Raw genomic sequence first — 12,741 nt, 5'->3', positions numbered from 1 at the left:
TGGATCCTTTGACTGGCTCCGGTAATGGATTTTGAAAAACCAGTTTTTATCACAGATTACGAGCGCTGTACATCAAGATCGATGCCAATACAATATACGAAAAAAACTGCATTTGACAGGACAATAAGGAACTAAACGGAGCATCTTCCGATAGCCAAGGTATAGACAGTTCAGCCGAAAAATAGTTTTGGATTCGTACAGCCTGATTTACTTTTTGCAATGATTGCACACACCGAGTGCATTGACGGCTATCGCTTCGAGACTAAAGCCTTGTGGGATCGATACTTTTGGTAAGGTCATATCTTCCAGACAGTACACAGAATTGCATACCCGGCAAATAAAATGTACGTGTTGGTCATGATGATCATGTTCTGAACAGTTTGTCGAACACATAGCGTAAGTAGCTGTACCATGTAGATCAAAGATTTTATGGATAATCCCTTTCTCTTCAAAGCTGGCCAATACCCGGTATAATGTGACACGGTCAATATCCTTGCCCAGTAATTTCTCCAGTTCCGGCTGCGAAATTGCAGACTCTTTCCTCGAAATAATATCAAGTACCTTCAACCGGGGTTGGGTTACTTTTAAACTATTTCGTTTGAGAATTTCTGGATATACAGTGTTGGAATCTTCCATGGATTTCTTCGTTAAGCCTTAGATCAAATACAAACTAAGAGAAATTTACTTTTATTTGCAAGTTAAAAAACTATGTGATGAATTTATTCATCCTATTTTTTCCCTTTCAATAGACCATTAACGAACGGGAACGGACCATTTACTTTCTCAGAGATGCTTTTGACAGTACAAAAATACGGAATCTATTAAAAATAAGAAAACCGATAAGTTTAAGATTACTGTCATCTTACTTATCGGTTTTTGTTACTATATAATGGAAATATAGAAATCTTATTTGCCGGCAGCTTTCGCGTGATCAGCTAAGAATGTCGCTAGACCACTGTCTGTCAAAGGGTGTTTCAATAAAGCCAAGATCGCTGATAAAGGACCTGTCATGACGTCCGCGCCGATTTTAGCACAGCCTAAAATGTGTGCACTGTGACGTACAGAAGCTGCTAAAATTTGTGTAGGGTAGTTGTAGTTATCATAGATTAAACGAATATCTTCGATCAACGCTAATCCATCTGTAGAGATATCATCCAAACGACCGATAAAAGGAGATACATAAGTTGCCCCAGCTTTTGCAGCCAATAGTGCTTGACCAGCTGTAAATACCAATGTACAATTTGTTTTAATACCTTTTTTACTGAAATATTTAATTGCTTTTACGCCATCTTTGATCATAGGGACTTTGACAACAATCTTGCTGTCAAGAGCTGCTAACGCTTCGCCTTCTTTGATCATTTCCTCATAGGTTGTCGAAATGACCTCAGCACTTACGTCGCCATCAACGATGGCACAGATCGCTTTATAATGGTTGATTACGTTTTCATCACCGCTAATACCTTCTTTTGCCATTAAACTTGGATTGGTTGTTACACCGTCTAATACGCCTAAATCTTGGGCTTCTCTGATTTGCTCTAGGTTCGCTGTGTCAATAAAAAATTTCATTGTGTATGTTATTGAATGATAATTATTTGATTATTCTAATGTCCAAAATAGTGATGCAAAGTTATTGATTATATTCCAGTATTGAAGCATCGATTTTCACCTATTGCATCATTATTTTTGCAAAAAAGAATCTCTTCTCCTTATTTTTTGTTATACTTTTAATATAGTATTATCTTTAAATATGCAGGTTTTCCGTTCTCTTCATTATAGAAATTTCCGTTTACATGTTATAGGACAAGCAATTTCCCTTATGGGGACCTGGATGCAGCGTATAGCCATCAGTTGGTTAGTCTATGAATTGACCGGATCTGTGTTTTGGCTCGGTTTTGTGCAGTTCATCTCCTTATTGCCTTCTTTGGTCCTGTCTCCATTTATCGGCAGTTTTGTCGATAAGCACAAAAAGTATAAATTGGTTCTGATGACCCAAATTGGCCTGATGATACAGGCTGGGATTTTGACCTTGGTCGTTTATCTGAAATGGGAGAGTGTCTTATGGCTTTCCGCCTTGGGTCTTATACAAGGGGTCATTAATTCTTTCGATGTTTTGGGGCGTCAGTCACTGATGATGTATTTGGTTGGGGACCGTAAAGATCTGCCGAACGCCATAGCGCTGAATTCAACAATTTTCAATGGTGCCCGAATGTTGGGGCCTGCAATAGGAGGTATTTTACTGAGTACATACGGTGAACTCGTCTGTTTTGCCCTGAACTTTATCAGTTTTGTTCCGGTCATTATTACATTATTGATGATGAAGGTCGATGAAACACATGTTCAACTGAGCAAGGGAAGCAATTGGGAAGGTTTGGTCGAAGGCTTTCGTTACCTCAAACGTTCGCCGCACATCTCCTCGCTGATTATTATCATGACATTCTCCAGCTTGATTGTTATTCCGTATACCTCATTGCTGCCAGCCATAGCAAAAGAAATGTTTCATGGTGATGAACGTACGTTCTCCTGGTTTGAAAGTGCAGCCGGCCTGGGTGCCATGATTGGTGCTTTTAATATGGCCCGTTTAAAATCGGGTACCAATTTGCGCTATCAGGTGATGGGGGCAGCAGCGCTTATGGGAGTTGCATTATTGTTTTTGGCACATTCGAGTATGCTGCAGATGGCACTCGTCTATGTGATGTTGGTATCCTTTGCCATGATGATGCAAAACTCAAGTATCAATACGTATATTCAGACGCATGCCATACCGATCTATCGTGCCCGGGCGATCTCGTATTACGTCATGGCTTTTCAGGGGATATTTCCCATCGGTACACTGATGATAGGTTCGTTAGCCAGTTACTGTGGGCTTCGAACGACATTATACGTCATGGGTGGATTGGGGATATTGATCGCAATCGTGTACTATGGCTATCTCCGGCTCCATATCCACAAACGCCTATTTAAGTTTTAATTTCCGGGTTCTTAATTTTAAGGTGCACTTTGCATAATCAATGACAGCACCATAGTCTGCAAAAATATCTCCGCCCAGTACGCCGATCACTGGTTCTAGATCCATCTGCTGATAGGCATAATTGATCGAGCTTAAATCCAATACCGCAGTATTTAAGTTTTTTATCTGCCATTCACCTAATGTCAGACTCGGAATTTTTATATTGAAACTCTCCATTGAATTGGTGCCAAGTCCTGTTGATAATGTTTCTGAAGGCTCAAGCTGCAATTGGTCCTCCAAAAGATGCCCCAATTGTGTTTTATCAAATACAGTTTTAGAAGCCCCGGTATCAACTACCATCTTGAACGAACGATTATATATTTCTACATCGACTAAAATGTGTGTGCCCTGGCCTTGTAAATCCAATAATTGAAATGGTACTGTTGTCATATAGCCAAACATACCCAAAAATTCCCTTAAAAAAGAAATTTTAAAACCCGTAGTGCGTGTTGAACGTTCATAAAAAAAGCTGTTATTGATAGAGTAACAGCTTTTCATCGTTTTATTGTTTATGCGCTACAGCGCTTTTATTTCTTTCAGTACATTATTCATTGCACGTACTGCTTCTGCACTTTTATTGAATTTTTCTTTGTCCTCTTCATCGAGTTGAATGGGGACGATGCGATCCCATCCTTTTTTATTGATGATAACCGGTACGCCCAGATTGATATCTTCTTGGCCAAATTCACCTTCCAGATACACAGAGGCCGTAAATAATCGGCCTTGATCGCGCACGATACTTTCAACAACTGCGGCAGTTGCAGCGCCCGGAGCATACCAGGCGGAAGTTCCGATCAAGCTGGTCAATGTGGCCCCACCAACCATTGTTTTGTGTACAATTTCGTCTTGCTCTTCCGAGGTAAGGAAATCAGTGACCGGAATACTGTTCCACGTGGAGTGCTTGATGAGTGGAATCATCGTTGTATCTCCATGGCCACCAATGACAATGGCATTGAGGTCGGCCGCAGAAGCATTCAGTTTTTCACTCAGTTGATATTTGAACCGGGCTGAATCCAATGTACCTCCCATTCCAATAATTCTATTCTTAGGTAATCCACTCGATTTAAGTGCCAGATAAGTCATGGTATCCATTGGATTAGAAACAATGACAATGATAATATCCGGAGAGTGTTTGACTAAGTTCTCTACAACTGACTTGACAATATTGGCATTTGTCCCAATCAATTCCTCGCGTGTCATTCCGGGTTTACGCGGAATTCCCGATGTAATGACGGCAACAGTAGAACCTGCAGTTGAAAGATAGTCATTGGTTACCCCTTTGATTTTTGATTCAAAACCCAATAAGGCAGCGGTTTGCGCCATATCTTGCGCTTTGCCTTCCGCAAAGCCTTCTTTAATATCCAATAATACAATCTCCTCGGCGACATTTCGACGGATTAAATTGTCCGCTGTAGTTGCTCCTACAGCTCCAGCACCAACAATAGTTACTTTCATATGTAAATAATTTGTTTATTCATGAGCTAATTTTCCGCTTAAGTATATACATCTGCCTTTTAATTATATAGCTGCCTTCGGCGGTCCTTATGCCACATTGGATATCCGGTCCATCTTCACGAATGCTTGTATTTTTTTATATGGATATTTCATGAGCATTTATGTGGATTATTAAATAATTCTTGAATTTAATCAATTATTGTCAGTAAATCAATGTATTTAGCGGGAATAACTTGTTTTTTGACATAAGAAATAGAACCCTCCAAAATCGATGACTTTTATAAAATAGTAAAAAAATAACAGGCCTGAAATTTGTTCAAGCCTGTTATTTCTATCGTGTAAATCAAATTTGAAATCCTAGAACGGATAGCCGATGGCTAGGTTGAACATCAAATTATCCTTTCTCCATTTTGAACTTCCAAAGTCGATATCCTTAAATACCCAACGTTCTCCTTTTGGAAGATAGGGAATGCGGAAAGGTATTGACATATCTGTACGAATGATCAAAAACGTAAAGTCGAAGCGTAATCCAGCTCCACCGCCGACGGCTAATTCATTTAAAAAGTTCTTGCTGAACTTACCGCCCGGCTTGTTGACGTCATCCCGTTGCAACCACACATTCCCGGCATCTATGAATGCTGCCCAATGAACAAATCCTGCTAATTTAGCTCTGTATTCTGTGTTAAGTTCCAATTTGATATCACCGGTCTGATCGGCATAGAAGAGGCCGTTGCTTAATTTTTCAGGGGCAACTGTTCCCGGTCCAATTGCACGAGCACCAAATGCCCGGATACTGTTAGGCCCACCTACATAATATTGTTTTAAATAAGGAAGTGACCGCGAGTTACCATAGGAATAGCTTAATCCTAAACTGACCCGTGAGGCAAGCTGCGAATTCTCCGACAATTTGAGATAGTGTCTGCCATCGCCACTGATCTTGATGTATTGGGAGAAATAAGCATCGAACAATTTGAACGTTTTCCCTTTATTGAAATCTGCTCCTTTTATCAAACCGAGTATGTTCCCCGAGAGGTCCAGGTTGCCTTTGAAATAAAATGTATTTTTCAAATGCTGCTTCATCGTGTTTTGAAACGTGAAGTTATAATTTGGGCCGATCGTAAATTGTGGATCTATTGCATGCCTTAACGCCGGAATAGTATCCATTTGTTTTTGGTAGTTTTCAGAAATACCTTTAGGCTGAACATAGGTAATCTCCATTAAAGCAAGATCGTGCTGCTTCTCCTCAGACTCCTGCCAGATGTAACCGTAATCCAATGCGATGGAATTTAAGGTATATGCTTTGCGGCGATTTAAAAATTCATAGCGGCCTTTGACGTAAGTCTTCGGAATAAAACGTCGCGTAGGAGAAATCCTTCCAAAAGGGGACAATATCCGCGGAAAGGTCAGTGTAGCCTCCATCCCGTAACGGTAATAACTCGAGTTGAGGTCGGCCGATCCACCGGTCTGGGTTTCATAACCACCGAATACATTAAAACTTAACTGCTCTGCGCCTTTAAATGCATTGCGTAAAGTCCAGTTGACATTAACTTCTGTACCATTGTATACCGAAGCCATTTTTCCCAATAGTTCCACGCGGAGTGATTTTTTTGGCAACGGGGTTAAGTAGTAGTAGACGTCAAGTGCGTTGGGAACTTCTTTGCTGTCAACAAAGTTGTTTTTGACAAATTTCCAGCTATTGAGATTCACCAGATGGCTGATGGTTTGGTTGTGGGCATTACGGTTGTAGACATCGCCGGGATGAAAGAAGATATGATTCGCGATAACAGGCTTTCTATAAAGATGCTGGCGGTCTATAAAATAGTAGCTGCTATCATATAGTTCCGCGTTACGGGTGGATCGCTGATAGCCAGAGCTTGTTTCCGTGTAGTTCGGGTAAATGTAGATTTTATTAATCTTTGAAGGTACCCTCGCCTGTGCCGGTGTTTCCTTCTTTACAGTAACATACATGTCGACCTTGTTGTTCCGGTGTGAACTGTCTACCTGAACCAGGATGTAATCAGGGCTGAAATAATAATATCCTTTATTTTTGAGGTCATTGTCGATGCGGTCACGCTCATTTAGGATAACATCAAGGCTATAATTTTTGCCCACCTGTAAGAGACTTTTATCGGAGCTCGAACGAATATCTTTACCCAGCTGCGTTGTGCTGTCAATATCAAATTGAACAGATCTTATTCGGTAGATAAAATTTGGCTTGGCTGTATAATTAACCGTTGCTTTTTTGTTTTCAACCAAAGTGTCGGATTTTACTTCAGCATTAAAGAAACCAAAATTCTCCAGACGATTGCGCAGTAGATTCTCATTATACTCGCGATTGACATCGCTCAACAATACCGGTTTCTCACCAATTTTCTTGAAAAATTTTTTAATGATATTATTCCCTACAGAATCGCCGGCCATATTGTTGAAGTACAACTTAAATGGTACGCCAGCTAAACGTTTATTGGGCTTTGGCATCAATGCCGCTTCTAAATGGGTCGCAATCTTCTCCTTATTTTCTTTGGAAATCGTGTCCGAATCGACTATCACATTGCCTTTGACATATAAGCTTTCCCCTTCTTTCAGATTCTTGGTTGACGAACAGGATGCTATAAATGCAGCGCATGAAACTATTCCAACAATATATTTTAGTTTAGTTTGCATGATAACTCCTTTCCTCATCTTCATTTTTTATAGCTGTCGTTCTGATGGTATCTATGTTTGATTTTGGACTATCGCTTTTCGGCGTACGTTTCGTTGAGTCCAACTGTTGTTTACGTTTTTCTTTTTCTCTTTCCTCCATACGTTTTCTGTACTCAGGGCTATGGGTCATTAAACTATCTCTGATGACTGTGCGTACGCTATCACGATAGACTGAATCGGTTTCCATACGTTCCACATCAAAACGTTTTCTGAAACCTTTGCTATTTGTGTCATAGTACTCTTTGAGTTTTTTCGAACTCATCCAGATTTCCTTAAACCGGTTGTAATCCATATTGATGATAAATCCGATACCCGTTTCTACATATTGGCCTTGGAGCGTGACCTGATATTGATTTTTACGATATACCCGTGCAAAATAGCGACCATCTTGCGAAAGTTGATAATCCAATTGGATATCTCCAGCAATATTGTTGGCGGTTTCTCCGGGGCGTGTATTTCCTTCAACTTCAAAATTAGAACCGACGGTAATTTTTAGACGATCATTTAAAAGCATTTTAGATACACCGATATTCAGATCTGTTCGGGTTTGGCCCGCTCCAGTAGCATAATCTTCCTCCGAAGTTAAGTTGAAATCCAGTTCTACTCCGGTGATAAGCTCGGAGGCTAGGCGGTTCAATTGACCGCTCAGGAATGAACTTATGCTATTTCTGACTATGGCTTCTGTGCCACCACCACCGGATAAACTTTCAAATGGATTGGTCGACATAAAGCGTCCTAAAACGATGAGTGAAAAGACCTGTTTGTTCAGCTCAGATGGATTTTCACGCAAGGTGGTCAATGCGTTATTTACTTTGCTGATCACATCTTGGGAAACAACCGAGTTGTTTTCGTCCAAGTCGATATCAAAATTCAGTTGCGGTTGGAACAATTTGTCTGTAATCTTCAACAAGACATTAAAAGGAATACGTTGCTTGTATAAATTAGCGTTTTCTGATCCCAGTTGCGTCGCTACAAGTTCCAGCGTTGGAGCTTTGGTTGTGTATGCCGCTGTGATATTAAGCTGCGCATCCAGGGGATCTCCGTTCCAGGTGATCGTACTTCCTTTTCGGAATGTAAAATCTTTTTTTACGGGACCAAAACTGAATGAGTAACTTCCTTTGTCTACGGTAAATGTACCTGACAAGGTAATTTTGCTGCTCGCATCAATGCCTGCATTCAGTTCCGCTTCTCCTTGGATATTCAGTGCATCCTGTGAACCGGCATCCAAGAGGATCTTAAATTTGGCATCTTTATCCGTTTGAAGATTCAGATCTACGTCGATTCCCGTCAGACGGGTTACGGTCATCGAATCTAATTTTGCAAATACGTTGGCTCTTGTGGTATCACTCTTATCAACAAATTCGACAACGCCTTTACGATCGGCCATCCCCGGATCCTCGTTTGGCATGACAAAGGTGAAATCGGTATCATCTAATACCTTGATTGTACCATCAACGATAGGCTTATCAAGATTCCCCCGGATGCGAAGGTTCGAGGTAAGATACATTTTACCATAGAACATATCGTTGTCGCTTTGTGTTGAATTGAGCACCTCAAAATTGTCCGTATTGATATTGAGATTAAAATCAAAATCAGTATACGTTTTGGTTTCTATGGATCCCGTTACCTTGGCAATATTCCCTTTTTTGTCTTCCAATGCAAATTTTGGGAAAGTAATACCCCTTTCATCCAGATGAATGGTTTCATCTTTAGCTTTGAAAAGTGCATTCAACATCGCAATATTGAATTGTGCATCTTTAAACTTCACATCGCCGTTAATGAGTGGTTTGGATGGCGATCCCGTTATTTTTAACTGGCCTTCAAGATTTCCCTTCGAGTCTTTTAGATAACCCAAACTGAATGCCTGAACTGTTTGCATGGAGAGTGGCGCAATATCTAAGGTGAAATCCAGGCTTGCTTCTCCCTGTGGAGGATTGATAAAATCACCACTTAATACGACATTGTTGCCATTTTCACTGATACTGATATTCGCATTATAGGTGTTTTCTTTTTCATTGTTCACTTTTATGTTGACATTCCCGACAGTATCTTTTCCAATATAGAATTTGTCGATCACAAGATCGGATACAAATACAGGGCTACTTTCCAAACGTGATATGGTTGCCTGACCATTAATCCCGCCGCCGAGATCGACAGTTTCACTTTCAAGCATTTTGCTTAATGTCTCAATGCGGAAATTTTTAAAGGCAATGTTGAGTGGCGAATTGAGCACACTATCCTGCGATGATATACTCAGCTCTTGTCCTTTATTACTTAAGATAAAGTCATTAGCCTGAATACCCGTGCTTCCAAATTTGAGCACGTTGTTTGGATTTATCGTCCACTTGTCGTAGTTCAGCATCAGGCCATCCTGAAGTAGGCTAAAAACAAATGCTCCATTATCAACGCGCATATTGGCGCCCAAATGATACTGCTCTTTCTCTTTCTTGTCCTTAATCCAAAGGCCAAAATCCAAATTGTTTTGAATGACTTTACCACTGAAGACTGTATTCACCAGTTCGATATTGCTCACCTTGATTTTATTGATCAAGGCCGAATAGTAGAGCGTGCTATCAAGAGTATTTATATCTAAGGTAACGTTATTGATCTCGGTACCATTATAAATAATCTTAGGTGCGTCCAATTTGGCAAGAATAGTTTTTGACTGACTATTGAACATACCATCCAACGTAATATCAGACATTTCCGTTAGTTCTGGAAGAAAATCCTTTATAAATTTAGTCCTGGTCAATTGGGCTGAAAACTCAATATTCTGAGGCTCATATTTGGGAACTTTAACAGCTTTGCCTGGTTGGTAATATACCTGTAAAATGTCTTGAACTGCATTCTGCAATTCTAAAATTTTGTATTTTCCGACTAAGTGGGCATTTAGAAAGTCCGATTTTAAAAGCAGCAAGTTGCGGCTCGTATCCGCTTTTGCAATCAGTGAAATGCTGTCTAGCGAGTAATAAGCATCATTGTAAACAATAGATGAATTGGTAATATGCGCTTCTCCATTTAAGAAATTAGGATCAGCTGAACTAAAGTTTCCGACAAGTTTACCATGATATTTGAATTCGTCGTCCATTAATTTTAAATTTTTAAGATTAATGGTATCCACCATAAGTTCGAAATCGACCTGTGGATATTTGGACTTCATGTTGGCCGTTGCATTTAACTTCAATTGAATATTGGGGTCGGGGCTGACAATAGAAGCTTTAATATCTCCATTGTCTGCGGTAAGGTTCATGTCTATATTCTGATAACGATAACCCATCGCATCCATTCGATTTACTTTACCATCGAAGTTGGCTACAAGCTTCTTGGGATCGGTACCATGGCCTTTAATTTTTCCTTCGAAGGAAAGTATTCCTAATGTGCTGTCCATTTTCATGATCTTACCAATGTCAAAATCACGAATACTCACATAGGCATCATAGGTTGTATCGCGGCCTATCATGCCTACTTTACCATTGAACTTGGCGGTTCCTTTTTCTGTTACTAAGGAAAGATTGGTATTAAAGGCATTCATTCCCCCTCTAAAAGTTCCGGTAAGGCCGATCGTATTGGGCAGCTCTATTCCGCTAGGCAGCATTTTTTTTGAAACCAGCTTTTCGATATCCGAACGACCTGTAGTCAGCTTTTTTAAATTAAGATCCATTGACATTTTATCGACATTGGGTAGCCCTTTTAAATGCAGACTTGCAATGACACGTGTATTGGACAGCGTTTGGAAATCAATTGCCGGAATATTTAAATCATTTACCTTACCCACAACGCGGCCATCAATATTAAACTTTTTGTCCATTAATGGTTTCATCACCTGCATGGTATCCAAAAAAGGAGCAAAATAGTAGATGTCGCGCATATCTACGTGGCTCTTTTTGATCGTTGCATTGACATAGATTAACTCTGGCTTTTTGGCAATAATATCCAAAGATGGATAGGTTACTTTTAAGTAATCACGCAGTAGGGTACGCGGTGTTTCTGCGTACAGGTTTTTGATCTCCGCACCTGTATTTGTATACTTAAAATCCCCTTTCAATTGCTTGATCACAAACCCGGAATGATCAGAGGCTACAAGCTCTTTTAATGATCCGCTGATCGAATCGGCGCTATAGTAAAGATCATTTAAACTGGTTTTCATTCCAGGGATCTTAATATTGAAGTAATCAAAGCCTTTCATACGGGCCTGATTGTCGTCTCTATACGCTAAGCTTGTATTGTTGATTTGGATTTCTTTGGCTGAGACAATCCAGTTTATTTTGGTGGTATCCGCGGTGTTTTTCGCTTCTGTGTTTACTTTTTTCTGGATCTTTCCAAAGAGCACATTATTGTCCGAACCGTCAAGATTGATCGTTTGAATATCGACAAGTTCTTTATTAAGGTCGATCTTGTTAATGTCTGCATGAAGATTTTTGATATAAAATTTTGTATTCAGCAGACTGGATTGATCCTCATAGCGCACTAAGATATTGGTCAGGTCAGCAATCTGTATACCGACATCGGGAAGCAAGGTGGTTACTTGTGCCGTTTTATCTGTAATGCCAAAATCTTTGACCGTGGGTGCCGTGCCATCAACAACTGGTCGCCATTGTTTCACTGTGGCACTTAGACCATCTATCTTCACTTTGGGCAGATTGAAGGCCATGTTTTTTGTGAGGTCGAACTTCTTGATGTTGGTATTTAGGCTGTTCAGATAAACATCAGCACTCGTTCCAATAACATCATCGGCATAGACAATATGAAATTTATCAAATTTGACTTTATCGAGGTTAAATAGAAGGGCTGAACTGCTGTCTGCAGTTGGTTTGCTTTCCTTTTGAGAAGCGAAAGCTTTAACAATATAATCAAAGTTGAATGAACTGTCCGGCAATGTACGGCGGATTTTTGCGGTGATTCCTTCTGCTTCAATGCTCTGAATTTCAACGGTATTTTTCAGAAGTTTTAGCATATTAATATCGACAGCTATGCTTTTTCCTGCCACTAACGTATCCTTGCTTTGGTCAGCTAAATAGATGTCCTCTAAAACCAGCTTTTTAGGGAAATCAATATTAATGTAGCCAATTTTGACGGGGGTACCAATCTTACCTTCGACATAGTGTGTTACTTTTCCAGCAATATAATTCTGAACGGCGGGTATTCTGATTAAAAATACGATTAAAATAGCCAGCGCAATTATTACTCCAATAATCCACAATATTGTTTTGAAAGCAATTCGGGTAAATCTGTTCAACGTATAATTTGATTTAAGTATCTATTAATAAAAATTAAAACGGAAAAAAGTTTGCTAAGTTTTCAGATATATAACGTATATCGCCACGATTTCAGCAAACTAAGATAAATTTGCGTGTAAATGCAAGTTTAATTTATGTGCTATACTTGCTAGCAAATATTAGACAGTTCTTCATTCCCCTTGTATAAAATCATTTTATCGTGGGAATATTCTAAAAACACATCAAATAATTGACCAAACCATTCTAGTCGTACAAAGTTTTTTGTTTTTTAATTTTATGTTAATAAAAACATTAAATACCTATCAATTTGTCAAAGTAATAGGTATTTAATAGATGTAT

The 12,741-nt window shown here is 39.6% G+C and carries 7 protein-coding genes; 1 reads left to right on the top strand and 6 read right to left on the bottom strand.

The genetic code is table 11. The features are described 5' to 3' along the window. Positions 1 to 207: 207 nt before the first annotated feature. A complete protein-coding gene (locus ACLCDV_RS21925; RefSeq protein WP_317669603.1) occupies positions 208 to 636 on the bottom strand; it encodes a Fur family transcriptional regulator in 429 nt (142 codons plus the stop codon). Between the two features lie 270 nt (positions 637 to 906). After that, a complete protein-coding gene (gene fsa / locus ACLCDV_RS21920; RefSeq protein ID WP_317669604.1) occupies positions 907 to 1,566 on the bottom strand; it encodes a fructose-6-phosphate aldolase in 660 nt (219 codons plus the stop codon). Between the two features lie 181 nt (positions 1,567 to 1,747). On the opposite strand from fsa, the gene ACLCDV_RS21915 reads away from it, so the two are divergent. Further along, positions 1,748 to 2,968 carry an MFS transporter gene (locus ACLCDV_RS21915; protein ID WP_333577118.1) on the top strand — a complete coding sequence of 407 codons (1,221 nt, stop codon included), beginning with the start codon at positions 1,748 to 1,750 and terminating at the stop codon, positions 2,966 to 2,968. On the opposite strand, the gene ACLCDV_RS21910 is transcribed toward ACLCDV_RS21915, so the two are convergent. The 4 genes from ACLCDV_RS21910 to ACLCDV_RS21895 form a co-directional block, all read right to left on the bottom strand. Next, positions 2,954 to 3,505, bottom strand: coding sequence for a retropepsin-like aspartic protease (locus ACLCDV_RS21910; protein ID WP_333577117.1), 552 nt, complete (start codon positions 3,503 to 3,505; stop codon positions 2,954 to 2,956). The genes ACLCDV_RS21915 and ACLCDV_RS21910 overlap by 15 nt on opposite strands. 18 nt (positions 3,506 to 3,523) lie before the next feature. After that, positions 3,524 to 4,462 carry a malate dehydrogenase gene (locus ACLCDV_RS21905; protein WP_333577116.1) on the bottom strand — a complete coding sequence of 313 codons (939 nt, stop codon included), beginning with the start codon at positions 4,460 to 4,462 and terminating at the stop codon, positions 3,524 to 3,526. Positions 4,463 to 4,819: 357 nt separating this feature from the next. Next, positions 4,820 to 7,150, bottom strand: a complete 2,331-nt coding sequence (locus ACLCDV_RS21900; protein ID WP_286770000.1) for a BamA/TamA family outer membrane protein — start codon at positions 7,148 to 7,150, stop codon at positions 4,820 to 4,822. After that, positions 7,116 to 12,401 carry a translocation/assembly module TamB domain-containing protein gene (locus ACLCDV_RS21895; protein ID WP_411972249.1) on the bottom strand — a complete coding sequence of 1,762 codons (5,286 nt, stop codon included), beginning with the start codon at positions 12,399 to 12,401 and terminating at the stop codon, positions 7,116 to 7,118. The genes ACLCDV_RS21900 and ACLCDV_RS21895 overlap by 35 nt, the downstream gene beginning before the upstream one ends. Positions 12,402 to 12,741: the final 340 nt, after the last annotated feature.

This window comes from Sphingobacterium sp. Lzh-3 (assembly GCF_046764375.1).
Lineage (GTDB): Bacteria > Bacteroidota > Bacteroidia > Sphingobacteriales > Sphingobacteriaceae > Sphingobacterium.
The sequence above is the reverse complement of the archived record's forward strand: the minus strand, read 5'-3'. Positions and strand labels throughout refer to the sequence as shown.

What these genes read in the sequence shown, in the direction of transcription:
- ACLCDV_RS21925 (WP_317669603.1), bottom strand. Translation starts at nt 636, where the DNA reads ATGGAAGATTCCAACACTGTATATCCAGAAATTCTCAAACGAAATAGT.
- ACLCDV_RS21905 (WP_333577116.1), bottom strand. Translation starts at nt 4,462, where the DNA reads ATGAAAGTAACTATTGTTGGTGCTGGAGCTGTAGGAGCAACTACAGCG.
- ACLCDV_RS21910 (WP_333577117.1), bottom strand. Translation starts at nt 3,505, where the DNA reads ATGAAAAGCTGTTACTCTATCAATAACAGCTTTTTTTATGAACGTTCA.
- fsa (WP_317669604.1), bottom strand. Translation starts at nt 1,566, where the DNA reads ATGAAATTTTTTATTGACACAGCGAACCTAGAGCAAATCAGAGAAGCC.
- ACLCDV_RS21900 (WP_286770000.1), bottom strand. Translation starts at nt 7,150, where the DNA reads ATGAAGATGAGGAAAGGAGTTATCATGCAAACTAAACTAAAATATATT.
- ACLCDV_RS21915 (WP_333577118.1), top strand. Translation starts at nt 1,748, where the DNA reads ATGCAGGTTTTCCGTTCTCTTCATTATAGAAATTTCCGTTTACATGTT.